Origin of the sequence: Cyclobacterium xiamenense, assembly GCF_900109255.1 — a bacterium.
In the GTDB taxonomy this organism is placed as follows: Bacteria; Bacteroidota; Bacteroidia; order Cytophagales; family Cyclobacteriaceae; genus Cyclobacterium; species Cyclobacterium xiamenense.
Window position 1 is genome coordinate 297,066 of record NZ_FNZH01000004.1, and the last position, 25,337, is coordinate 322,402.

The following is a 25,337-nucleotide window of genomic DNA, read 5'->3' on the forward strand; positions in this document are numbered from 1 at the left end:
GGTTTATGCTATTTTGTTCGTATTGCAGAATAATTTTATAAAATTAAACCACCAAAGCAAATGAATGACCAATTATTTTCCACTTTTTCGTAAAGAACCTTTTGCCGGCGGATGCGGATAACATCTAGTGACCGCGTGTTGAGGAAACCGGAAGCAGGTGGGATCGGCTTCGCTCGATACATTCGCCTCATCGAAATTCCTTTGACACGTCGTCTTTCGGAAAAAAGTACCGGGACCCGTTTTCGCCGCCAATTTTTTTAGTTTCGTCGATTTTATTGGGAAACAGAAATAGTTACCGGGAATATTTGTTGCTGCGCTTTCCAAAAAAGACCTATTTTTGAAGCGTTCAAAAAATCGGGCTATGACGCAGGAACACTGGAAGCAAAAATTGGAAGGCAAGTTACCGGATAATGCACTGGCCTATTGTTATGCCTTATGGAAAGAGGATCCTTTTGAGTTACGGATTGCCCGTTCCCGTTCGACCAAATTGGGCGATTTCCGCTATAGACCGGATCAGAAGGTGCAAAAGATCAGCATCAACCATGACCTGAATCCCTATCAGTTTTTGATCACCCTGATCCATGAGATAGCACATCACCGGGTGTTTCGCGATTACGACCGGAGAGGGATTCGGCCGCATGGTCCGGAGTGGAAGCGTTCGTTTCGTCAACTGATGGCTCCCATGCTGGATGCTTCGGTCTTTCCTCGAGATATTCTGATTCCCCTTCGGCTGCACATGGTCAACCCCAAAGCTAGCACTGGGGGGGATTATTTTTTATTTAAGGAATTGAAGAAATACGATGTCACGCCGGGAGAAGCGCGAGGGGTACTCCTGGGAGACTTGAAGCCAGGGAGTTGTTTTGGTCTGAAACGCCGGGTTTTTGAAAAACTCGAGACCCGAAGGAGCCGGGTTTTGTGTAGGGAACGGGCCACCGGAAGGAAATACCTGATTTCCCGGCATGCCGAGGTGGTGGTCCTGGAGGAGGGTGCAGACTTACCCTTTTAATCCTGTTTGTCACCCGGGAGTTGGTTGCGGGCATTCACACCCAGGTTTTTTAATTTTTCGGCTTGGGAAATCAGATTTCCTTTTCCCGTTTTAAGCTGCTTCAGGGCGGTCTGGTAACTTTCCTGAGAGCGGTCCAAATGCCTTCCGATGTCCTCCAGGTTTTTTACAAATGTGGCAAATTTATCGTACATGCGCCCTCCTCTTTCGGCGATTTCCAGCGCATGACGTGTTTGGTCGTCACGGATCCATAAATCTTTGATTAGTTTCAGGGCGGCTATCAGGTTGCTGCTGCTGATAAGCAATACCCGTTTTTTGTAGGCGTATTCCCACAGCCGGTCATCGGCTTGCGCCGCAACCATGTAGGCGGCTTCCAGCGGAACAAACATGATGACAAAATCCAAGGCCTGTGCGTAGGCCTCGTACTGCTTGCCTGACAGCTGGTCGATATGGGTTTTGACGGCCTTTACGTGCTGCTGCAAAAATGCATGCTGTTCCGAATCCTCGGTGGCATTGCAATAGTTTTCGTAGGCGAGCAGCGATACTTTGCTATCGATGATGACTTTCTTATCGTCCGGATAGTGGATGATGACGTCGGGTTGCATCTTTTTGCCGTCCATTCCGAGGAGGGGATTGCCCGCTTCGTCCCGTAGAAATTCCTGCATGCTGTAATGCCGGTTTTTTTCCAATCCGGAATTTTGAAGGATGGTTTCCAGGATGGCTTCTCCCCAATTCCCCCGGTGTTTGGCATTTCCCTTGAGTGCATTGGTAAGGTTTTGGGCTTCCTGGCTGATTTTTTGATTCAGTTGGGCCAGCTCACGCACCTTGTTTTCTAGCGAAAACCGCTCTTTGGCTTCCATGGTATAGGAGTCCTGCACCTGCTTGCGAAACGCTTCCAGGTCCCTGGCCAGGGGCTGCAGGATACGGCTTAGGTTTTCCTGGTTTTGAAACGTAAATTTCCTCGATTTTTCTTCCAGAATTTTATTGGACAGCAACTCGAATTCCTGTTCGAACCGCTTTCCCATGCGCTCCATTTCGGTTTCCTGAAACCGCAACTTTTCCTGCAGGAGTTGCACCTGGTTTTCTTCGAATTTTTTTTCCAGTTCCAGTTCCAGCTGTTGCCGATCCAGAGATTTTATCTGTTCTTCCAGCGCCTTGTTGCGGGCAGTGGCCCGAACGAGCAGCCAGGATAGGATGCCACATCCCAACAGGCAGAGAAAAAACCCATACAGAGCTTCCATGATTGGGGGGAGTTAGGCCTCGGTCTCCGCCAGCGTCCGCTGACGAATGGCTTCGTAAATAGCCACTCCTGCCGCAACGGACACATTGAGGCTGGCCACCTGACCTAGCACGGGAATTTTAACGAATTCGTCGCAGAGCCCCAGCAATTCGTCAGAAATACCGTCTTCCTCGGAGCCCATGACCAGAACGGTGGGGGCTAAAAAGTCAGCCTGGTACACGTTTCGATGGGTCTTTTCGGTGACGCCGACCACATTTAGACCCATTTTTTTGAGATCTTTTAGGGTATAGTACAGGTTTCTTACCCGGCTTACTGGTAAAAAATTCAGGGCCCCGGCGGAGGTTTTCACGGCGTCTGAACTTATCTGTGCACTGTTTTTTTCCGGAATAATAATGCCATGTACCCCGGCTACCTCGGCCGTTCGGGCGATGGCTCCGAAGTTTCTGACATCCGTGATGCGATCCAAAAGCAGCAGCAAGGGGGCCTGTCCTTTGGTGTAGCAGGCATCCACTACGTTTTCCCAGGAGGCATAGGCAATGGCTCCCATGTACGCGATGACCCCCTGATGGTTTTTGCGGGTGATGCGGTTGAGCTTGTTTTCCGGCACCTTGGTTACCGGGACGTTCTTTTCTTTTGCCTGTCCGATGAGCTCTTTCAGCAGGTCTCCTTTCAGTTCTTTGTTTACCAGTAGTTTGTCGATGTCCTGGCCGGCCTGAAATGCTTCCAGTATGGGCCTGATGCCAAAAATATAGTCTTTTGGGTTTTCATCTCGATTGATCAGAAAACCATCCTTCCGTTTCTCCATGCTGTAATGGTTTTGAACCAAATCGGTTGGTATGCGCGCGACCGGTTCAATGTGTAATAATTGGGGGTTAAAATCGTCTTTACGCGAGCAAAGGTAAAGGTTATTTTTGAATTTGAATCTTCCGCCAGGTATACCCAGGTTTCTTTGTCCAGGTCAAAGTACACTTCCTGCGGTGGTCCCATGATGATGTACACCATGCCCCGGTCCGTCATCCAGCCTTCCTTAAAATCGGTAAACAGAATATTGGCAAATTCTACTTGCCGAAAGTATTCCTTGATCAGGGTTTTTGCGGTCTCTTCATCCCGAGTCATGCGAATCCAGTATTCGTCCAACGCTGTTTTTTTATTCTCTGCCGCCAGCAGGGTCTCGTGTTCTTTCCGGGTGGAAATGTAGGCGACCATTTCGATCATTTCCTCCCAGGTAGCCACCCTGGGAAACGTTTTTCCGGCGGTTCGAAGCAGCAGACCCGTACGCGAACTGGTATCCGACTGAACAAAATAATAGCCCTGCTTATCAAAGGGGACGGGGACGTTTACCAGGAAACTGCCCTCGTCAACGACTTCCGTTTGCTTGGGTATTTCCGGTGATTTGGTCTCCATGGGAGGCAGTGGCAAGGGAAACTGCTGTGGATAATAGTAGCGGTGGAGGTTCACGCCCCGTTGCCTCTTAAATAGGAGAGATTCGTCCACATTCAAAAAATTCTGGTCAAAAGGGATATCGTTTCCAAAATAGGCCCCAAAGTCCGGTTGCTCCACTACAAATGGACTAATCAGATCGCTGTGATACAAGTAGGTATCGTCTTGCCGGGTATCCTGTGCCCGAAACACCACGTATGCCTGCTCCTGTGACTCCGGAATTTCGACGGTTTCTTCAAAATAATAATGTTTGTCTGTATCGGCTTTTAACGCTTCCCTGTCTAGCGCTACCAGCAAATCGTCGGATAGCTCCTGTTCAAAATCCCGCACGACGGCATACGAAAAAAGGTAATCATCGAAATCCGGATTTTCCTCAATTTTTTCAGCAAGCAGTTGTAGGGTAAAGGTTCGTTCTGCCGTTTTTATGGGGATCACTTTCAAGGATATTCGGGAATACCTGGAATACCGCAAACTTTGGTTGAGGCTTTTTAGATTCGTTTGGGCATGTGTGGAAAGGGAAAAGAAGCAACATAGGGCCAGGCATCCAATAATTTTTTTCATGAGCAATGACTTTGTTATTTCCATAGTTGGTTCAAAAATTAACCGTAATTTTGTTCAAAATAAAGAAATTTTACATGGCTACCTATACAACGGAAATTACTTCCGATAAGTTGATCAGCGATAACCCCATTCATCAACGTTTGTACAAGGCTTACATTGTGGCTAAAGACTACGTATCCGGTGATTTGCTGGAAATCGGGTGCGGAGAGGGCAGAGGGGTCGCCGCATTGGGGCCTTTGGTCAATCGGTATCATGGAATAGACAAGATAGGGGAAATTTTGGATAGGTTAAAACAGAAATACCCGGACTATACCTTTGAGCAGGCCCATTTGCCCCCACTGGGCACCATCCCATCGGATAGCTATGACTGTGTGGTTAGTTTTCAGGTGATCGAACACATCCAGCAAGACCACCTGTTTCTCAAGGAAATTTACCGGGTATTGAAACCGGGCGGCTTCGCGCTGATCTCTACCCCAAATATCCGATTTTCCCTCACAAGAAACCCCTGGCATATTCGGGAGTATACCCCCGAGCAGTTGCAGGCACACTGCGAGAAATTTTTCGACCGGGTAGAAACCAAAGGCATTGGTGGCAACGAAAAGGTGTGGAACTACTACCGGGCCAATAAGAAATCCGTCGAGAAATTTACCCGCTGGGACTTCCTGAAGCTGCAATACCGCCTACCGGCTTCGCTGTTGAAAATCCCCTACGAACTCGCCAACCGGATGAACCGAAACAGCCTTCACCGGAGTCAGGGTAGGGCGGTGGAAGAAATCAGCCACGAAGACTACCTGCTAGTAGATGATCCGGCAGCGGCACTCGATTTGTATTACATTCTTCACAAAAGTCCGGTGGCTGCCTCCGAAACTTCCCGCTAGCGGGTTTGCCGATCGCCTCCGGTCAACCGAATTTTCCGGAAATGCGAAGCACGAACAGCAGTACTCTTCTCACCAATATATTCATTCCAACGGATTGGAAACTGCGCGTGATTCTCATCACCACCGGCAGGCCGATTAGCAACGGTCCACCTGTGAATGGAGCTTGTGGAAGGTTCTATCCGGTTACGGGTTCCTTTCCCGCTAGCGGATAGAATGCTTACCTTCGCGGCAGCCGGCTATCCATTTCTCCGAAAAGCCGCTCGTATTCCCGCTGCAATCGATCGGCGTCCTCGTCATATCCCTGTTCGCGCAATAAGGGAATAAAATACCGCATCATTTGCATGGATATGGAGGCCTCCCGGTCCATGGCTCTGCCGGTTTCCGCATAAAAATCGAGCATTTCTACAGATCGATGGGATATTTCGTTGACTACATGCATGGCCTCTTCATCCATGCCTAATTCAAACAGCAAGGGTACCGATTGCCCGCTGGCCAGGTCGTAGGGGATGGCTTCGTGGGGAAACTTTTCCAGACTCAAACGTAGTACATCTTCTGCCCGTTGCAAATCCTTTTCTTCCAATAAAGCGATCACAACGCTGTTCAATACGCTTCGGTGGTTGGAAGTAAACCGCCGAAATTCGTCGTCAAAATAATTACCCGGGTTATCCATGCCCCGGTAGGCAAAATTATTCATGACATTTTCGTAGGCCAGTTCGGTGTTCACCAGCTCCTCCTGGTTGTCGGGCTTTTGGATCGGCAATAGCCGGTAGGTAAGCCCTTCCATGACCACATGTTGGCTCATATCAAATCCAATCGTTGCCAGTGAGGTATTGTTGAAGTAAATGGGGCGCTCCCAGTTATTGGTGGCAATCAGATCCAGTAACATCAGCGTGCCTTTGGTGACGTAATTGCCCCGCAGCCGAATGGTTAATTGAGGAATTTGCAAATTTCGGAACGCTTCTGGCAAAATTCCCAGCGAGTCGACACGCTGCTGATCTATGGGTAGCGTGAGGTTTCGGGAAGGTACGGTATTAATGTTGCTGGATCGACTGCTCGAAAGTTTCAGCAGCTCGCTATTGTTTTTAAGTAATTTCAGGTAGTCAACCAGGGGCAGGCTTTCCAGGCGGTCGGTGATGTACAGGACATCGTTTGTGCCTTTTTTATAGTTTTCGTACTGAAGGGTAAAGTCCAGGGCTGGCGATTCGTTCACCGGCCGTGCCATTTGTTTGACGTACCAGTCCGTATCAAAATAACTCAGCACGATCACCCGAACATCGGTGCGAAATCCTTCCACCTCCTGCACGTACCAAAGGGGGAAGGTATCGTTGTCCCCGCCAGTGAAGAGGATGGCGTTGGGTTCACAGGACGCCAGGAAATTACGGGCGGAATCCACCGAGAAAAACCTTCCGGATCGGTCATGGTCATTCCAGTTTTCTCCGGCCATCAAAACCGGGACAGGCAGGGAAATCAATGCCGCATACACGCCAGCCATGGCCATTCCTTTCTTAAGCTTCAGGAGTTGATGGCGGATAGCCAGCACACCAAATCCGATCCATATGGCAAAGGCGTAAAACGAGCCCACATAAATATAGTCCCTTTCTCGGGGTTCCACGGGAGGCGAATTCAGGTAGAGTACCAGCACTACCCCCATCATAAGGAAAAGCATCAATGTCAGCCAAAAAGACTTGGGGTCCAGTTTGGCCTGAAAAAACATACCAATCAGCCCTAGCAACAGTGGCAGCATCAAATAATTGTTATGCCCTTTATTCTCTTTAATGAATTCAGGAAAGTCCGTTTGTAGGCTGCTGAACAGGGTTAAGAAAGGAGCATCGCTAAAATCACTCTCCCGGCCGCTGAAATTCCACATAAAATAGCGAAAATACATGTGCCCCAACTGGTGATCGAGCATGAAATATATATTATCAAAGAAGGTGGGGTCTTCCCCTTCTCTCAGGCCCAGCTTGCTGCGGTAGATCTGCTTGTGCCGTTCCTGCGTGGAATAGATCCGCGGTAAAATGGTCGTCTTTTCCGGATCGTACGTGTTCTCCAACTGGTAGTCGACGATCTCGTATTTTTCGTCACCCTTGGCATATACTGGCGCTCCTTCGGTCTGATCGATCACGTCTGCAGTAAAATACTGCCCGTGAAGCAGGGGACGGTAGCCGTATTGCTCCCGCTTCAGGTAGCTGACAAAGCTGATAATGTCTCTGGGGTCGTTTTCGTTGATTACCGGATCCGCATTTGCCCGAATCACTATCAGCGCATAGGATCCGTATCCGATCAAGATAAAGGTCAGCGAAAGAAGAATGGTATTTAAAATTACCTTTCCGCGCCGATAGGAGTATACCACTGCGTAGGTAAGTCCACCCAAAAACAGCAACGCAAAGAAAACGATACCGGATCCAAACGGAAGCCCCAGACTGTTGACGAAAAATATCTCCAGTGAGCCAGCGATGCTTGGCAGACCGGGGATAATGATGTTATTAATGATCACCAGGGCCACACCACCCAACAAAAAGGCGATGATGCCGCCCTTGACCGTATGGTGGGTGTATTTCTTGAAGTAAACCACCAGGGCAAGTGCGGGCAGCGTAACCAGATTTAGTAGGTGGACGCCAATGGATAATCCCACCAGGTAGGCGATAAATATCATGTATTGGTTTTCGGCACGGGGATCGCGGATTACATCCCACTTTAAAAAAGCCCAAATGACGATGGCCGTAAAAAAGGAGGACATGGCGTATACTTCTGCCTCTACCGCAGAAAACCAAAAGCTATCCGAAAAGGTATAGGCAAGGGCACCAATCAGTCCGGCACCCATCAGCGAGAGCGTTTGTTCTTTTGAAGGGTCTTCACCGGCACCGATACCATACAATTTTCTTCCCAATAGTGTAATGGTCCAGAATAGGAACAAAATGGTAAATGCGGAAAACAAGGCACTGCCCACGTTCATCCAGTAGGCTACATCCAACCCTTCTCCAAACGCCAGAAAGCCAAACATGCGGTAAATCAGTAGAAAAAACGGAGCTCCCGGAGGATGTGGGACTTGAAGTTTGTAGGCTACCGCAATGAATTCTCCGGGATCCCAAAAACTCGCCGTTTCCTCGATGGTAAACAGGTAGGTGATAAATGCAATAAGGAAGGCCGTCCAACCGGTTAGATTGTTTACCCTGGTATATGTTGGCATGTGCTCGGATTATATTTGAAAAGCGAAAATAAAAAATTTATCAGGAATAACGGACGATTTAACGTTTTTTAAAAATCCAGCACGAGGGATTGCCCTTTTTTCGTCTCCACGGGCTTAGGTGAAAATATTTTTTTGTTTTTTTTTATTTCACACAATTCCAAAGGTTATTTTATAATAAAAAAAACTTATAAATTTTTTGGTTTGTAAATCGTCAAAATACCCAATTAAAGAAAGGAGAAATTGCGTTTGCCTTTTATTCCGATCGACGCCTAAACATATATTTTTAAAATATTTTTTATGTATTTTAAATACAATAAAATGATTTTTAAATTTTTTTATCTATCTTTAACCCGTCATAAAAAAACAGCAAAAAATTTTTATTTTATGAGAAAGGCGATCAGCAAAAAACTAAAAGTAGGTATCGTAGGTACCGGAGGTATTGGCAGGGGCCTTGCCAAACTACTCGTGAGAAGGGAGGACATGCTCCTCTCTGGAATCGTGACCCGCCGGAAGGGGCGGATAGACGACCTCGGTGTGAGTCAGGATTATCTGACAACGGAGGTAGAAAAGGTGTTGGACGCGTCGGATCTAATCGTTGTCAGTACGGGCGATCCGATCTATTCTACCGAGGTAATACAAAAAGCGTTTGATTATAAATTACCTGTGGTGACCATGGATGCCGATACGCAGGTGGTCACCGGTTCGTGGCTTTCCCGTCGCGGAGTGATCACCGAGGCGAATGGAGACCAACCCGGCTGTTTGGCTGCATTGAATAAGGAAGTGGTCCAAATGGGTTTCGCTCCGTTGGTTTATGGGAATATCAAAGGTTTTCTGAACCAAAACCCTTCGCTCGAGGACATGTTGTTCTGGGCGCAGAAACAAGGCTACAGCTTGAGCTCGGTAACTTCTTTTACCGACGGAACGAAATTGCAAATAGAGCAGGCGTTGATTGCAAATGGGCTGGGCTTAGATATTGTGCAGCAGGGGTTGATAGGCTACGAGACCTCGGATTTTGAAAAAGGGGCATTTGCCTTGGGTGAAATAGCGCACAAGGAGAACAAGGTCATCAGTGACTACATTATCTCCAGGGAATCACCTCCGGGTGTGTTTATTACCGCCAGCCATCAGGAAGACCTGGCAGCAGAACTCCGGACCTACAAAATGGGGGATGGTCCGTTTTACTTGCTGTACAAACCCATGCATCTCTGTTTCTTCGAAATACCCAACACGATTTTGAATCTTGTAAATCAGGGAGAGATTTTGCTCAACAACGGTGAAAGCCCGTCGATTAGCGTGGGTGCCATTGCAAAGAAGAACCTTTCTGCGGGTTCCATCATAGATAAAGGTATTGGGGGCATGGAAGTACGAGGTGAGGCTTTGGAAATCAAAGTCAATCCGGAGCATGTACCCATCGGCTTACTGAGTAAAGTTCAATTGAAACGGAACATTGAACAGGGAGAATTAATCACTTTTGACGATATCAATATACCGGATTCTCTGGCCTTAACTGCCTGGAAAAGTATTCTGGCAGAGAAGGATGTAAAGAAAGAGTCGGTTCGAAGGTAAGCTGTTAATTTTTTTATCTTATTGCTGTTTACAGATCCATTGGCCGGGATTGCATTTCATGTGGTTTTGGTCTAATGGGTCTGTTTTTTTTTTCTGCGATGAATATACTAAAAAGTAGGGATTTCACCAGATATCTTTTTCAAAACGAAGAAATTACGGACATCCAGACCGATCCCTCCGTTAGGTGGAGTCAGCTATGGTACCAGTTCGAGGTATTTTTTCGTTATTTTTGCAAATGCAGGAAATGGTCTTCCGTTCGGGATACTGAATTTTCCAGCTGTTTCGAAATTAATTGCAGGTAAACGTTGTTTACGGGTTAACTTAAACCATTTTCGATTTGAACCGGTATCTTTTATACAGTATCTTTTCATTGGCAACGCTGGCTATGCCACTGTCGCAGGCAGCAGGGCAGATGGAAGCAGTGACCCAAATTGGCGAATCGGAGAGTTCGTATTTGTTGCTGGACAAAGGGCTCCAATTCCGGATTACCGATGCCGTCAACAGCATGTATAATTTCGATTTTGAACAAGCTGAGCGAGGCTTTCAGGTGATGCGTTACACGTATCCGGAACACCCGCTGCCGTACTTTCTGATGGGACTGAGTCAGTGGTGGAAAATCACGGTAGCGACCGAAAACGAAAGTTACGACGCACTTTTTTTACGGTACATGGACCAAACCATCGAAAAAGCTGCAAAAATGTTGGAGGAAGACCCGGAAAACAAAGAGGCTGCTTTTTTTCTGGCCGGTGCTTACGGGTTTCAGGGAAGGCTGCACAGCGAACGAAAAAACTGGACGAGTGCTACCTTTGCTGGAAAAAATGCTCTCAAATACCTCGAACTAAGTAGGGGCGAGGAAGAGTTAAACCCCGAATTACTACTTGGTGATGCACTGTTCAACTATTTTTCCGTATGGATTCCTGATAATTACCCCCTGCTACGCCCCGTCATGCTGCTTTTCCCAAAGGGAGATCAGCAGTTGGGACTACAGCAGTTGGAAGAAGTGGCCGAAAACTCCTTCTATGCCCGGGTGGAGGCCCAGTATTTTCTGTTTCGTCTCTATGCCTCGGAGGAAAAGCAACCTTTCAAGGCGCTGGAAATTACGACCTACCTGCACGAAAAGTACCCCGACAATCCCTATTTCCACCGGTTTTTTGCCAGGCAGCTGTACGCAGTGGGGCGAGGAAAAGAAGCCATGGAGGTGTCTCTTGAAATCTTGAAACGCATAGAAGCAGGTTGGACCGGCTATGAGGCCAACAGCGGCCGGTACGCCTCCTTTTTTGCTGCGCAATATTTTGATCGGATGGGACAGGAAGAATTGGCCAGGAAGCATTACCTGGAGACCGTGGCTTTTGGCGACGAGCTTAATTCCCAGGAAAGTGGCTATTATTTATTTGCCCTGCTGCAGTTAGGTAAATTGGCCATAAATCAAGGGGACGGTGCCGAGGCGAGACGCTTTTTGGATGCGGTAAAAGCCAACGCCAAAAGAAGGCATCCGGCCCACAAAGAGGCACGAATTTTGTTGAAAGAGAATAAACTTTGACACACACTAAGGCGTTCTTGCAAAGCCTAATCGAGAGGAACGCTACCTTTTTTTAGAAATCACAAAACAGTAAGAGTAATAATTTTAATAAAATAGACAAATTAATAACAATATTTCGTCCTCACTTACGTTTTTTTCGTAAATGTCTTTAAAATAAACATAAATTAGATTACCTTTGTACCACATATAATTCGGTAAATTCTTTACAATATGGATAATAGCATAAAAGTCAAATTTGACAAAATCGACCGTAAAATTTTAGAGATTCTTCAGGCGAATGCAAAGATTACCAATGCACAGCTTTCAAAAGATATAGGTTTATCTCCCGCACCTACCCTGGAGCGGGTGAAAAAGTTGGAGCAGTCCGGGATTATCAAAAGCTACCACGCAAAATTGGATCCGGAAAAAATTGGCTTGGGCGTGAGTACCTTCGTGTTGGTTGGTCTGATCGGTCACAACAAAACAAATATTGATGCCTTTATGAAGGAAATCAATGAAATTCCGGAGGTAATCGAGTGCCACCACATCACCGGAACCGGGGATTTTATCCTGAAGATCATTTCCAAGGATATCAATTCGTACCAGAAATTGATGTTGGAGCAGGTTAGTGAAATCAAGGAAGTGGATTCCATGCAATCCATGGTGATTCTTTCTACCTTTAAGGACAGTAAAGTACTCCCCATACCTGCATAACGTAGTAGTGTACCAAATACATAGGGAGGGTGGCTGTCAGTCACCCTTTTTTTTATTACAATTAAATTTTTTATAGCGATGAAAAATCCCTGGACAACCATCTCGACAAAAGAGGTGTACGACAATCCCTGGATACGTGTAGCAGAGCATCAGGTGATCACTCCTACCCAATCCAGGGGGATTTATGGAACCGTTCGTTTCAAAAATCGAGCCGTGGCGATCGTTCCACTCGACCGGGAGCTGCATACCTGGATAGTGGGGCAATACCGCTACACCCTTGATGAATATTCCTGGGAAATTCCCATGGGGGGCGGTCCTCTGGAAGAAGATGTTCTGGATAGCGCCAAGCGGGAGTTGAAAGAAGAAACGGGCCTTACGGCGGGAAAATGGAGCGAACTGATGAAAATTCATACGTCAAATTCCGTAACCGATGAGGTTGGTTTTGTGTTTATTGCGGAAGAGTTGGTTCCGGGTGAGACGGAGTTTGATCCCACCGAGGACCTGCAAGTGCGCAGGTTACCTTTTGCGGATGTACTTCGAATGGTGATGGAAGGCGAGATTACCGATGGCATCAGTGTTGCCGCTGTTCTAAAAACGGCCATTCGATTAAAAATGAGTTAATTTTACGTCATGCGCTTTTCGGCATACAAAGAAGATTTTACGACCGCCTTTTCCTTGGCATACCCCGTAATGCTCAGTCAGTTGGGGCAGGTGATGGTGGGGGTCGCAGACAACGTGATGGTCGGAAGGCTCGGCGCAGTTCCCCTTGCTGCAGCATCACTTGCCAATAGCATTTTTTTTCTAATCCTGATGTTTGGAATTGGAATTTCGATGGCGGTCACGCCAATGGTCGCCGCCGCAGATGGGGAAGGTAAAACGGGTAAAATAGGCCGTTACCTGAGCCATGGCTTCGTTATCAACGGCTTTGCTTCCCTGGTATTGTTCCTGGTTATCCTGGGACTTTCTCCCGGATTGAAATGGCTGGGGCAACCCGAAGAAGTCGTTGTTTTGGCAATTCCTTACCTATTGATCATTACTTTTTCGCTGGTTCCCTTCATGTTTTTTCAAACGTACAAGCAATTTATTGAAGGACTTTCCCAGACCAAACAAGCCATGTACATCACGGTGCTCTTTAATCTGGTAAACGTGGGACTCAACTGGCTTTTGATCTACGGAAAGTGGGGCTTTCCGGAGCTGGGATTAAACGGAGCCGGCTGGGCTACCTTGGTATCGCGTATCCTGATGGCGTTTGCGATTTACATGTACGTCACGCGTTCCGGTAGGTATACCCGGATGTTGCGCAGTTTTCAATTAAAAAATCTCCGATTTGCTATTCTTAAAAAAATGCTGCGTATCGGTATTCCTACCGGATTGCAGTTTGTCTTTGAAGTAGGCGCATTCAGCACGGCTGCCATTATGATGGGCTGGATCGGGATAAATGCCCTCGCTGCCCATCAGATAGCCATCAACCTGGCCTCGGTGAGCTACATGATGGCCTCTGGCTTATCGGCCGCCGCCATGGTGCGCGTGGGAAACCAATTGGGAAAGAATGACATTGCCCGGTTGCGGCAGGTCGGCTTTACTATTTTCGGAATGGTAGCCGTTTTCATGGCTGTATTTGCCCTGTTTTTTTTACTTTTCAGAAATTACTTGCCCTTGCTCTACATTGACGAGCGGCCCGTCATCGAGATGGCGGCCACCCTGCTCATCATTGCCGGCTTTTTTCAGGTATCCGACGGACTGCAAGTGGTGGGGCTGGGAGCGCTTAGAGGTCTTTCCGATGTCAAAGTCCCCACCCTCGTTACCTTGGTAGCCTATTGGGTGATCGGATTGCCGCTGGGCTATGTGCTGGCTTTTTACCTGGAGTGGAACGAGCTGGGTATATGGATCGGCTTGTTGACAGGGCTTACCCTGACGGCCATAATGCTGATTTATCGGTTTCATTCCTTAAGTTTGCGCCTGTACCGGCAATCCTTGCAAAAGCAATCCAGTCCGGCTTGAAACTTTGAAACAAACATTTCCATCTCATGCAAGCTACCCATTGTTACATCGTCACTGGGGCAAGTAAAGGCCTCGGAAAAGCACTCGCCGACCGCTTGATCCAACATCCAAAAAACCGGGTAATTGGAATCGCCAGATCATTCATGGAGCCAAAGCCCAATTTTACCGGGCTGGAGCTAGACCTGGCCGATTCCGAAGCCTTGCTGAAGAACACCGCAGGTATTTTCCCGGAGGGGCCATTTGACAGGGTCTGTCTGATTAACAATGCGGGCTGGATCGGAGACATTGCCCACAATGGATACATTGATCCCGATGCCATCCGTCAGATTTACCTGGTAAATGTGATTGCTCCCGCCTTGCTCATGAATGAATTTATGAAACAATACGACCGCCTTGATGGGGAGAAACTGATCATCAATATCAGTTCAGGAGCGGCAAGCAAGGTCATGGACGGTTGGTCGGGGTACAGCGCCTCCAAAGCGGCCCTTAACCAGATGACAGCGGTGGCCCAACACGAATCAGATCTGAAAAACAGGGGCTTTTCCTTGTATGCACTTTCGCCGGGAATCATCGATACACCCATGCAAGAAGCCATCCGTTCGGCTTCGAAGGATAGTTTTACCAATCTGGAAAAATTTCAATCGTTCAAAACCGAGGGTAGCTTGGATTCGCCCGAGTCCGTCGCCGATAAGGTGCTTCATTTGATAGCGCATTTTCGGGACTTTCCAGAGGTACTGCAAGATGTTAGAAAATTTTAGGCGATTGGTTTTTTGGAAAATCGTACAACCAAAAGGAAGCGTTTTTTCGACCGATTTCTTCCCAGCGGCTGCAAAGGAACTGGAATCCGAAAACGGCTGCGGTAGGGAGGTTATCCAGCCTTTCTCCCAGCGAGTTTATCAAATCGGTGAGTCCCGGATTGTGCCCGAAAACAAACAAGCAGGCAATCCGGTCGGGTGTCTGACGGATACAGTTCAGGATGTTTCCGGAATTCGCATGGTACAACGCTCCGGTTTTTTCAAATTCCGGCTCTAGTCTGGCAAATTCTTCCAGAAAGCGTTCGGCGGTTTGCACGGCCCGCACCGCATCGGAGCTGAGTATTTTTTCCGGAAAAATTCGGTTTCCGAGCAATCGTTTGGCCATCCGGGGAGCGTCTCGTTCCCCTCTCGCTGCTAAGGGACGTTGGTGATCCGAAAGTAAGGGATGGTCCCAGGAGGACTTGGCATGGCGGACAAGTAATAGCTTTTTCATGATTATTGGCGTTCAACGATTCCCCGAAAATTCTGCAAGGCAGGGTGGATCAAATTTGATATATTTGTTCGCAACCAGCTTTCTAAGTTAGATGAATATTTTGAAAATGCGAATCTTTGGGTTTTGGTCAATGGCGGTGAGTGTACTCTTGAGTTGCCAAACATCCCCCTCTGTAAATCAAGGAGCCGGTGAGGATTGGCCGGTTTATCTGGGAAGTAAAGGCAGTTCCCAGTATTCGACCCTAAATCAGATCAACAAGTCCACGGTGAAAGGACTTGCGCTAGCCTGGGAATACCGAACGGGCGATTTGGGTGAAAAGGGAAACACACAGATTCAATGCAATCCGCTGATCATCGATGGGGTTTTGTACGGAACCAGCCCCCGATTAAAAGCCTTTGCGGTAGATGCTGCGACCGGAAAGGAACGTTGGGAATTCGATCCCAACAAAACCTTTGAGATCGGAGGCAGCGTCAACCGGGGCATGATGTTTTGGGAGTCCGGCGAGGAAACCCGTCTGTTTTATTCTGCTGGTCCGTATTTATTTGCGCTGGATCCCAAAAACGGGGAGCTGATCCCGGAGTTTGGAGACGGTGGAAAGGTCTCCTTGAACGAAGGTTTGGGCGATTGGGCCCGTGATCGCTATGTAATTTCTTCCACACCGGGTGTCATTTATAAGAACAAACTTATTCTGGGAACGCGGGTATCGGAAAACTCCGACGCTGCCCCGGGTTACATACGCGCATTCGATGTACGTACCGGTAAGGTCGACTGGGTGTTTCATACCATTCCCAAGCCGGGGGAGTATGGCCACGATACCTGGCCCGAAGGAGCCCATGAGTCCGCCGGCGGGGCCAATAGCTGGGCAGGCATGAGTTTGGATGAAGCCAACGGAATGGTTTACATCCCCACGGGTTCGGCTGCTTTTGATTTCTGGGGTGGCAATCGACTGGGGGAAAACCTGTTTGCCAACTCCCTGATTGCCCTAAATGCAGAAACCGGAGAGCGCATCTGGCACTACCAGACGGTACGACACGATGTATGGGACCGGGATTTGCCCGCCCCACCCAACTTGGTCACCATCAAAAAAGAGAACAGGGAGATCCCGGCGGTGGCCCAAATCACCAAAACGGGTAGGGTATTTGTGTTTGACCGGGCCACCGGCGAGCCCATCTATCCCATCGAAGAGGTACCCGTGCCTCCATCCAGCCTGGAAGGCGAGGAAGTCTGGGACAGCCAGCCCCTACCTTTGGTACCGCCACCATTTTCCAGACAGGTTTTTACCGAGGAGGAAGTGACGAACATCTCTCCGGAAGCCGAAGCTTACGTACGTGAAAGGATCCAGAGCCTTAAATTTGGGCATACCTTTACGCCCCCAAGTAGCGAGGGTACCGTGATTTTTCCCGGATTCGATGGAGGAGGAGAATGGGGTGGTGCAGCCTACGATCAGGAATCCGGATGCTTGTACGTCAATGCCAACGAAATGCCTTGGATATTGACCATGGTTCCAACGCTGGGAGCAAGTGTTTCTCTGGGGAAATCGGCGTACGTTACCCATTGCGGCATGTGTCACGGGCCTCAGCGAGACGGAGACCCTTCGGGTGCTTTTCCCTCGCTTCTGGAAGTTGGGGAGCGGTTGACCAAAGAGGAGATCGGTAGCATCATTGCGAAAGGAAAGGGCCGCATGCCTGCTTTTCAACACCTGAAGCCCGAAACCAGCGAAGCCCTGGTGAACTATTTGTTGGAACCAGAGAACATCCAGGACAGCCATAACCGGGGTGCTGAATCCAATCTTTCCGCCGTACCCTATACCACGACGGGATACAATCGCTTTTTTGATCAGGAAGGATACCCAGCGGTCAAGCCTCCATGGGGAACCCTCAATGCCATTGACCTCAACAAAGGGAGTATCGCCTGGACCGTTCCGCTAGGCGAATTTCCGGAATTAACTGCCCGGGGCATTCCCCAAACCGGAACCGAAAATTATGGCGGACCGGTAGTCACTGCCGGAGGACTGGTCTTTATAGCTGCTTCCAAGGATGAATATTTCCGGGCCTTTGATAAGGAAACCGGCGAAGAACTGTGGAAGTACAAATTACCGGCAGGGGGCTATGCAACTCCCGCCGTGTACGCGGTGGATGGCAAGCAATACGTAGTCATTGCTGCCGGAGGTGGCAAAATGGGCACCCCTTCCGGAGATTATTACCTGGCTTTTAGTCTGAATGAATGAGGTTAGGGTAGGGGCGTACCTTTTGGCGATTTCGGCACAAAAGGCTCGTTGGCATAGGTTTCCGGTAGCACCTTCACACCCGTTGTAAATTTGAGCGGAGCGTTTCCGGCATAGGTTAACTCCACAAAATGTCCGGTCCAGCCCTTTTCGGGACTGCTCAGCGGTATGCGGTAGTTGCCGTTTTCTGTAAGAGGAATGGTGGTGGATGTCCATTCAGGACCTAACTCGTCTATTCGGAAATCCCTTTTACTGGGGTTGGTAGCTACCCATAGTTTGACCGATGCCGGAGGATTGTTCGGGTCTGTTTGTACGAGGATGGCTTCGTCGGTTACCTCCCAGCTGTACTGGGGCCGTTGCTGATCGGCCAAAATTTGTGCATAAAAACCAAGCATAACCTCAATGGCGTCCGATCCATCCAGGGAGTGTCCCGCATTGGGGATATAGGCCAGGTGCTTTTCTCCCGTAAGCTCGCTCCAATAAAATTTCCAACTGTCCGGTAAGAAAAACTGGTCACCGGTGGCATTGATCAGCAGTTTAGGGATCTCCCGGTACTCGTCCAGAAATTGATAGGGTTCGACGATTTCCTGCAATCGTGCAAACTCCCGGCTATTGATCCAATCGAAGATCCCTTCCCGCGTGTAGTCGTCCACTGCCGGTGCCCAAAAACCGTAGCTTTGCCAGTGGTGCATAAACGAAGGTTGTAAGTTTAGCATATCAATGACAATGGGCACCATGCCAACCACCCGGTCATCTACTGCCGCTGTGGTCCAGGTAGTCCAGCCTCTCTTGGAGGCTCCGGCAACTACATACTTTTCCAGACTTAGGTCAAGGTTTTTGCTTCCGAAATCAACGACAGCATCCATGGCGGAAACAACAGCTTCCGTCATCGGAAATCGCGCCAACCATGTCGCGGCTTCGTCAGTGGCCCCCCGCTCCATAAATTCCCGCCATCCGTAGGCGATCAAACCGTCTTCCGTCCGTTTTTCCGCCAGGCTATCTCCCACGTACTGTACCGGCTGGAAAGGGATGTTGTGAACCTTGATTACCGGAGAACCGGTGAGTAAGGAGGCTTCAAGAATCAATTCATCCGGGTTTTCCGGTAATTTAGTTCCACTGCTTCCCCCGCTTATGACCATCAGGGAAGTTTCGTACTTCAGTTCCTTTGGAATAACAAAGGACACGTAATGCCACCAGGTAGTCGGACTGACCTCCGATTGGCCCAACCAGTTTTGTGAAGTCATCTTCAAAACATAGTACGCGTGGGTCTCTTCCTGTTGTTCGTGCACCAGTTCGTAGGTGAATGCTTCCTGGTTTTTGGCTACATAAGACTTTAGCAGGTCAATGCCCTTTGTAGTGGATACGGCTGTTTGCTGATCCGATTTGGGTTGGCACTGAACCGCCAGTACGGTAAAAAAAAGATAGGCCAGCAATCGTGCTGGTTTTTGTAGAGGGTTCGCTAAACGAGGCATAAGCAAGTTAATTGTATAGGTAAACTACCTGTAAAACACGAAAAGGACTACTAGTAAAACGGTCCTTCTTCTAAAATGATCTCCATTTCTGGGCGGTGTTGGCGCAAGGCTTCAATCACGGCCTCGCTGATGGGTGTGCCAAAGAGGTATACTTTCTTTAGGTTTGGAAAGGAAAGCAGGTGCAACAGGTGTCCATCTTCCAGTGGGGTAAAGGAGAGATTGAGTTCTTCCAGCGCAGGTATATCGCTCAGGTACGGCAAACCTTCCCCAGTGATGGCTGTTTTTTGAAGGACCAGGCGTCGGAGTTGACTCATTTTTCCGATGAAAAACAAGGCATCATCGCTGACATCACTTGAGGCCAAGGAGACCCGTGAAAAGTACGGGAAATACCCGGAGAATTGCTGCAATTCCTCACTGCCAAAGGATGCCGGTGGGAATTTCATTTTCATACCAAAATACTTCCCATTTGCCAGATCGTCCGGAATGATTTCGATACCCGTTTCCGATGCCAGTTCCGCTAATTCGCGTTGGGCTGCCTCAAAGGCTTCTTTTTCCGCTATAATTTTGTGCTGCGCACGTAGAATATCTGGCATGAGTTGCTCCAGCTGTGCTAAAATGCTATCGTTGGTTATTTGGCCCAGTCGCAATTCCTCCGAGGCGCCGGATTCTACCCAGAAGTGTAGCAAGCTAATTTCTGTTTCGGTAAGACCCGGTTTCCCGTCCGGGGGCATGCGCTCGTCGTCCTCTTCGGGCAAAAGCACGCGCTGTAACAGTTCGCTACCGGCTGCATCCCCTGGGATCACCGCCTTTTTTTTGCTTTTGCCCGCTTGTAGCAGGGCAGTATGGCTGGTGAGGAGCAGATCGCCTTTGGACTTATTCTGGTTGTGGCAATTTGCACAACGCGTTTCAAGAATCGTTGCCAGCACATCTCCGTACAGGAGCATTTCTTCCGGAGTTTTCGAAGGCGTTTTGGCGGGCAAAAGGGCCTTCAGGGGTTCGGACAAATAGCTCTCTCCGTGCGTCAACGACCCCCCAACATGGCTGGTGTAAGCCAGAGACGCATTGGTAAGGAGCAGAAAACCAAAAAAAAGCGGGGTAGGCGCTTTTTTCGAGCGAACCTGCCCTTCGTACAGGAAAGCCGTTACGGACACAAAGGTTCCGGTAAGGAGTGCACCATAGAAATGATTGCTCACCAGTGGGCCGGAGTAGGCTTCGGAGACGGATAGTAGGTACCCGGCAAGGACAGCTAAAAAGGAAAACAGCATCGAGGCCCCCAGTAGACCACGGAGGAGCAGGGGATTCACGAATGCTGGTTTTAGGAGGGCCAAAAGGAATAGCACCGTGACCAACAGAATCAATACGATTGGAAAATGAAGCACGAGGGGGTGAAATCTCCCCAAAACTACCCAAAAGGGGTTTTGTGCATCCAGTGAAACCGGTGCCAGATACAGGGATCCGTAGACGGCCACTGTCAAAAGCGAAAACCCTGCAACGGTCCAGGAGGCAAGGAATCGTACCGGGGGTAGCGTTTGCGGTTTTTGGTTATTCATAGGTAATCCTGCAAACAGAAATAGTTTTTCCTGTCGGTTTTTCGGCAAGCTTCTGCTGAATGGTTAATAATCTCAGGCAAGGATGGAGGATAGGGTTCCGGTACTGTCTGCAAATGTTTCTTTTTCGACGCCCACCGCCTGCATCCAGCTGGTATACAGATTGGCCAGGGGGGTATTTTCCTCATAGATAAGGTTTTGGCCTGATTTGATTTTTTTACCTCCATGGCCGCCGACGATGATGGGTAAATCACGTGGAGAATGCCGATTGCCATCCCGCAAGCCCGAAGCAAACATCACCAGCGAATTGTCTAGCAAGGTTCCGTTTCCTTCTTTTATGGACTTAAGCTTATCGAGGAAGTAGGCATACTGCTCGAGGTGCCAGCGGGTTATGCGGTCGTATTGTTCCAGTTTTTCCGGGTGATTCATGTGGTGGGAAAGGGAATGGTGGGCACCGCTCACCCCTTCCAAAAAGGAAAAATTACGGTTGCTTACGGAGTTGCCAAACATGAAAGTTGACACCCTGCTGGCATCACTCCAAAATGCCAGCGCCATGATGTCGAACATCAGGCGTGTTTTTTCGGTAATGTCTACACCTCCGTAGACCTCCACGTACTCATCGATGTTTTGGTTTACCCGAACCAATTCTTTCTTTATATCCGGTGTAATGTTACTGGCAAAATCCTTCAGATGGGAGGGGTTGTTGATTCGCTTTTCAATGGATCGGATGGATTCCAGGTATTCCTCCAGCTTGTCCTGATCGGAGCGACCCAGGTTATTTTTCAGCGATTTCGCATCTTCCAGTACGGCATCCAGAATACTGCTTTTAAAGGGATTTTCGGTAGCTTTGTTGCCCGGTACAAAGGATTTGAATAGCCGGTCAAAGGCCAATCGCGGATCAATTTCCTTGGACAAGGGGGTGGTGGCGTTTTTCCAGGAAATACTGCTGGCATAGAGGCGGGTAAATCCCACGTTAATATCCACGCCGGTTTGAATCCGGTCCAGACCATATTCCAGGGAAGGAAAGAGTGTCTGTCCATTGAAATGGTTTGCGAGGACCTGATCGATCGATATTCCCCCGCTATTTATATTGTCCCCAGCTGTCTTTTGTATGGGTAGGCAGGTAAGTAAATTGGCGGTTTTGGCATAATGGCCATCGGCTCCCTGAAATATGGAATGCTTGTTCATCAGTTGGCCAAGCACCAAAATATCGTCTTTGAGGTGTGCAAGGGGACTGAGGGTGGGAGAAAGTGTGAAATCTCTGCCAATTCCTTCGGGTGTCCACCTTCCGGGATGCACCCCATTGGGCATAAACAGAAAGGAGGACCGAACAGGAAAACCATCGTTGCTGTACCTTGCGCCCAGGCTAAGCGGAGATGCCATGGCCTCCAAAAAGGGTAGGGCGATGACAGCACCGACCCCTTTGAGCATTCTTCTTCTGGAAATGTGCCACTTTTTATTCATAATGTTTAAGTTACGTATTTTACACGCGTAAAGTCAATGGTTTTCAATCGATTTCATTTACCTTTTTCTGAAAATCTTTGATTTTCATTCGAAACGGATAGCTCTGCACCAATTCGCTAAGGAATGCATCCGGATTGAATTGATTTTCCATTAGCGTGGCGGTCAAATCCCGAATGGCGGTCTCGTCTGTAAATGTCATCCCCCGGCCAATCGCAAAGGAAAGTGCTTTTTTTGAAAGGTTTCTGGCAAATTTTTCTTTTTCTTCCAATAGCAGACGTTTCAGTTCGGCCGGTCCATCGAAGGTTTCTCCGGTGGCAAGGACACCGGAGGGGTCGATGGGGGTGTTGCCATAGCTTTCCCGCCACTTGCCATCGGCACCGAAATTTTCCAGGCCAAGGCCGAGGGGATCCATTTTCTCGTGACAGGATTGACAGGCAGGGTCGGAGCGGTGTTTTTCCAAAAGGGCCTTTAATCCAAGTTCTTCGTGCAATCCTTCGTCTTCCGGAAGTTCCGCCACATCCGGTGGCGGGGGTGGAGGGGACGTCCCCAATAGCTCTTCCAATACCCATTTGCCCCGGAGTACCGGGCTGGTTCGTGTGGGTAGGGAGGTTACCGCCTGCACGCTACCCATTCCGAGAAACCCTCCACGGTTTCCGTCGGTAAGCCGTACTTTCTGGAAGTCATTTCCGGAAACACCCGCTATTCCGTAATACCTGGCAAGGGGTTCGTTTAGAAAGGAATACTCGCTGCTGATCAGGTGCAGGAAATTTTTTTCTTCGGTAAGCACGTGGTGAAAAAAAGCCGTGGTCTCACGAAACATGGCTTCGCGTATCGGAGGGGTGAATTCCGGAAATTTTACCTGATCTGCAAGTGGCGCATTTGGGTCTTTTAACCGGGTAATCCCCAGCCATTGGCTTACAAATGATTCGGAAAAACGTATGGATTTGGGATCCTGAAGCATGCGCTTTACCTGTGCATCCACCACCTGAGGGTCCTGCAGTTTACCAGCCACTGCCAGTTGAAACAAGGTATCATCTGGCATGCTGGACCATAAAAAATACGAAAGCCTGCTGGCCAGCTCAAAATCACCCAGAGGTACCGGCTCGTTGCCGACGGGTTCCTCCTCCATTTTATATAAAAACGAAGGGGAAATTAGAATGGCCTTGAATACTTCGGCGACCGATTGATCGAAGCGAAGGGGGTCGGTCTTTTCCGGCATGGACGCATAGATCTTGCCGAAAAGATCCAGGAATTTTTCTTTCTCCTCAACTTTGATCAAGCGCCGAAAAGCCTTGCTTGCAAACGGGAAAATGACCTTTTCTGCCGCTTTCTCCGGTGGATTCAGGGGCTCGAAGTCTGCCATGAACTTTGGCGCAAGCCAGTTTATAAAACGTTGCCAAAGGTTTTGCCGGTAGGGGACAGGCACGAGGTTGGCCCATTTTGAGGGATCTTCGAATGCACTCGTTACAATTTCTTCTGCGGCATCGTAATACCTCTCCATTTTCAGGGGCGTAAAAAACAATGAGCCTCCCTGATTGTCAAAACCTCCGCCTCCGGATCCATCGGCGGGAAACCTCCTAACCGCATCGTAGAAGATCCCCATCAAATCCTGCACCGTGTATTCGTATTCGGTATGGCTGAGTCGGCGAATCACAACCTTACCGGGCGTTTTCTTTTCGAGGGATTTGATCAGAATCCCGTTGATTCCTTCCACCAACACGTGGTATTCTTCTTCGTTGAGTGCAGGTTTGTTGGAGGGAGGCATTTCCTTCGTTCGTACCTGGTCCACCACCTTGAGCCAAAGTTGACCGTCTTTGATGATTCGTCCTTCTTCTTCGTAGCGTTCCAGGTTTACTCCTCCCTTAGGGTTTCCTACATTGTGGCAGGAATAACAATTCTTTTTAAGGACGGGGATGATTTCCGTGGCATAGTCCAGGGTTTCCTGCGAAAAAGCAGTCGAAATACTAAGGAATGACAAAACTAGCCAGGTACACGCTTTCATTGTAGCAATAGGTATTCTTTGGGTATCTAGGAATTTTTCAGAGGAAAGTAACTAAAAATATCCAATAATTCCAATCCCATTTTGATAGATGGTCATGCAGGAGCATCTTTCTTCTTGGTCAGGAGAGCGGCAAGCGTCGGTAGTACGGTAGGGAAAGGCAGTTATCCGGGAGATACAGGTTCATTCCCGGACGTGTTTAGTTGGGCAAAAAAAGGCATTTTGGTATTTCCACCGGGCAAAAAAAAGGAAACTCCGTAAGAGTTTCCTGATTAATGTAGGTAGGCGCTACTTAAGCGTCTACGCCCAGTGCTTTAGCCATCACTTCTCCGATTTCAGCCGGAGACTCGGCCACATAGATTCCGTTATCTTTCATGATCCGCATTTTTGCGGCTGCAGTATCGTCTTTTCCTCCGATGATCGCTCCGGCATGGCCCATTCGTCGGCCAGGAGGGGCTGTTTGCCCGGCAATAAAGCCCACGACGGGTTTTTTGTTGCCATTTTCTTTGATCCATTTGGCAGCTTCGGCTTCGTAGTTTCCGCCGATTTCTCCGATCATCACAATGGCGTCTGTTTCCGGATCTTCCATCAATAGCTGCACCGCTTCTTTAGTGGATGTCCCAATGATCGGATCACCCCCAATACCGATGGCGGTAGAAACACCCAGGCCGGCTTTGGTAATTTGATCTGCTGCTTCGTATGTCAGGGTGCCGGATTTGGATACCACGCCTACCCTTCCTGGCTTGAATACAAAACCAGGCATGATTCCTACCTTGGCTTCGCCGGGGGTAATGACTCCGGGACAGTTAGGTCCGATCAGGGTGGCTCCCTTCTTTTTTACATAGGGTTTGGCTTTCATCATGTCCTTGACGGGGATACCCTCTGTAATGGCAATGATCACTTTGATTCCGGCATCGGCCGCTTCCATGATGGCGTCGGCCGCAAAAGCCGGCGGGACAAAAATTATGGTGGTGTCTGCTCCTTTGGCCTTAACAGCTTCTTCTACAGTATTAAACACAGGTTTACCCAAATGAGTGCTGCCTCCTTTGCCCGGAGTAACTCCACCGACCAGGTTGGTTCCGTACTCGATCATTTGTTGGGCATGAAAAGAACCTTCCGTTCCAGTGAATCCCTGTACGATTACTTTGGAATTTTTATTTACCAATACGCTCATGTGTCTGCTTTTGATTAATTCGCTACAAAAATAGAAGATAAAGGGCGATCACAAAAAGAAATGGCAAACAATATCAATTTAATTTACACTATTGATAAGT

19 protein-coding genes are annotated in these 25,337 nt (G+C 48.6%); 9 read left to right on the top strand and 10 right to left on the bottom strand.

From position 1 onward, the window contains the following. Nucleotides 1–361: 361 nt before the first annotated feature. Nucleotides 362–1,006, top strand: coding sequence for a SprT-like domain-containing protein (locus BMW71_RS14805; protein WP_092175549.1), 645 nt, complete (start codon nucleotides 362–364; stop codon nucleotides 1,004–1,006). On the opposite strand, the gene BMW71_RS14810 is transcribed toward BMW71_RS14805, so the two are convergent. Genes BMW71_RS14810 through BMW71_RS14820 form a run of 3 tightly spaced genes read right to left on the bottom strand, consistent with a single transcriptional unit; the run spans nucleotide 1,003 to nucleotide 4,244 of the window. Continuing rightward, nucleotides 1,003–2,244: a DNA recombination protein RmuC gene (locus tag BMW71_RS14810; protein WP_092175552.1), complete on the bottom strand. Its 1,242-nt coding sequence runs from the start codon at nucleotides 2,242–2,244 to the stop codon at nucleotides 1,003–1,005. The two genes, BMW71_RS14805 and BMW71_RS14810, sit on opposite strands and share 4 nt — an antisense overlap. Before the next feature lie 12 nt (nucleotides 2,245–2,256). Continuing rightward, on the bottom strand, nucleotides 2,257–3,048 hold the full coding sequence (gene rlmB / locus BMW71_RS14815; RefSeq protein ID WP_092175554.1) for a 23S rRNA (guanosine(2251)-2'-O)-methyltransferase RlmB: 792 nt from the start codon (nucleotides 3,046–3,048) through the stop codon (nucleotides 2,257–2,259). Further along, nucleotides 3,021–4,244, bottom strand: coding sequence for a GWxTD domain-containing protein (locus tag BMW71_RS14820; RefSeq protein ID WP_244891182.1), 1,224 nt, complete (start codon nucleotides 4,242–4,244; stop codon nucleotides 3,021–3,023). Before BMW71_RS14820 ends, rlmB begins: the two co-directional genes overlap by 28 nt. Nucleotides 4,245–4,318: 74 nt before the next feature. On the opposite strand from BMW71_RS14820, the gene BMW71_RS14825 reads away from it, so the two are divergent. Further along, a complete protein-coding gene (locus tag BMW71_RS14825; protein ID WP_092176095.1) occupies nucleotides 4,319–5,122 on the top strand; it encodes a class I SAM-dependent methyltransferase in 804 nt (267 codons plus the stop codon). A 217-nt stretch (nucleotides 5,123–5,339) separates the two neighbouring features. Here the strand turns inward: BMW71_RS14825 and BMW71_RS14830 are convergent, their stop codons facing one another. After that, entirely contained in the window at nucleotides 5,340–8,309 is a 2,970-nt protein-coding gene (locus BMW71_RS14830) for a glycosyltransferase family 117 protein (RefSeq protein WP_092175560.1), read from the bottom strand. 384 nt (nucleotides 8,310–8,693) lie between these two features. Here BMW71_RS14830 and BMW71_RS14835 point away from each other — a divergent pair, with 384 nt between their 5' ends. From BMW71_RS14835 to BMW71_RS14865, 6 genes are all read left to right on the top strand, one after another. Further along, nucleotides 8,694–9,875 (top strand): NAD(P)-dependent oxidoreductase, encoded by a 1,182-nt coding sequence (locus BMW71_RS14835; protein ID WP_092176098.1) that lies wholly within the window; start codon nucleotides 8,694–8,696, stop codon nucleotides 9,873–9,875. A 385-nt stretch (nucleotides 9,876–10,260) separates the two neighbouring features. Then, nucleotides 10,261–11,415: a tetratricopeptide repeat protein gene (locus tag BMW71_RS14845; protein ID WP_092175565.1), complete on the top strand. Its 1,155-nt coding sequence runs from the start codon at nucleotides 10,261–10,263 to the stop codon at nucleotides 11,413–11,415. Between the two features lie 210 nt (nucleotides 11,416–11,625). After that, nucleotides 11,626–12,108, top strand: a complete 483-nt coding sequence (locus tag BMW71_RS14850) for an Lrp/AsnC family transcriptional regulator (protein ID WP_092175568.1) — start codon at nucleotides 11,626–11,628, stop codon at nucleotides 12,106–12,108. 78 nt (nucleotides 12,109–12,186) lie between these two features. Next, entirely contained in the window at nucleotides 12,187–12,729 is a 543-nt protein-coding gene (locus BMW71_RS14855) for an NUDIX domain-containing protein (protein ID WP_092175572.1), read from the top strand. A gap of 9 nt (nucleotides 12,730–12,738) precedes the next feature. Continuing rightward, a complete protein-coding gene (locus BMW71_RS14860; RefSeq protein WP_092175574.1) occupies nucleotides 12,739–14,109 on the top strand; it encodes an MATE family efflux transporter in 1,371 nt (456 codons plus the stop codon). Between the two features lie 26 nt (nucleotides 14,110–14,135). Next, nucleotides 14,136–14,867, top strand: coding sequence for an SDR family NAD(P)-dependent oxidoreductase (locus tag BMW71_RS14865; protein ID WP_092175577.1), 732 nt, complete (start codon nucleotides 14,136–14,138; stop codon nucleotides 14,865–14,867). Here BMW71_RS14865 and BMW71_RS14870 read toward each other — a convergent pair. Continuing rightward, entirely contained in the window at nucleotides 14,854–15,357 is a 504-nt protein-coding gene (locus BMW71_RS14870; RefSeq protein WP_092175580.1) for a SixA phosphatase family protein, read from the bottom strand. The two genes, BMW71_RS14865 and BMW71_RS14870, sit on opposite strands and share 14 nt — an antisense overlap. A gap of 91 nt (nucleotides 15,358–15,448) precedes the next feature. On the opposite strand from BMW71_RS14870, the gene BMW71_RS14875 reads away from it, so the two are divergent. Further along, nucleotides 15,449–17,584, top strand: a complete 2,136-nt coding sequence (locus tag BMW71_RS14875; RefSeq protein WP_092175582.1) for an outer membrane protein assembly factor BamB family protein — start codon at nucleotides 15,449–15,451, stop codon at nucleotides 17,582–17,584. A gap of 2 nt (nucleotides 17,585–17,586) precedes the next feature. Here BMW71_RS14875 and BMW71_RS14880 read toward each other — a convergent pair whose 3' ends face one another. The 5 genes from BMW71_RS14880 to sucD all read right to left on the bottom strand — a co-directional run bounded on the left by BMW71_RS14880 (nucleotide 17,587) and on the right by sucD (nucleotide 25,237). Then, complete coding sequence (locus BMW71_RS14880; RefSeq protein ID WP_244891183.1) at nucleotides 17,587–19,014, bottom strand: PhoPQ-activated pathogenicity-related family protein; 1,428 nt, start codon at nucleotides 19,012–19,014, stop codon at nucleotides 17,587–17,589. A gap of 89 nt (nucleotides 19,015–19,103) precedes the next feature. Next, nucleotides 19,104–20,603 (bottom strand): c-type cytochrome domain-containing protein, encoded by a 1,500-nt coding sequence (locus tag BMW71_RS14885; protein WP_244891184.1) that lies wholly within the window; start codon nucleotides 20,601–20,603, stop codon nucleotides 19,104–19,106. A 72-nt stretch (nucleotides 20,604–20,675) separates the two neighbouring features. Continuing rightward, on the bottom strand, nucleotides 20,676–22,064 hold the full coding sequence (locus BMW71_RS14890; RefSeq protein ID WP_092175587.1) for a DUF1552 domain-containing protein: 1,389 nt from the start codon (nucleotides 22,062–22,064) through the stop codon (nucleotides 20,676–20,678). Between the two features lie 43 nt (nucleotides 22,065–22,107). Beyond that, the gene (locus BMW71_RS14895) at nucleotides 22,108–24,066 is read right to left on the bottom strand and encodes a DUF1592 domain-containing protein (RefSeq protein ID WP_092175590.1); all 1,959 of its coding nucleotides are present in this window, start codon (nucleotides 24,064–24,066) and stop codon (nucleotides 22,108–22,110) included. A 289-nt stretch (nucleotides 24,067–24,355) separates the two neighbouring features. After that, nucleotides 24,356–25,237, bottom strand: a complete 882-nt coding sequence (sucD, locus tag BMW71_RS14900) for a succinate--CoA ligase subunit alpha (RefSeq protein WP_092175593.1) — start codon at nucleotides 25,235–25,237, stop codon at nucleotides 24,356–24,358. Nucleotides 25,238–25,337 lie beyond the last annotated feature (100 nt).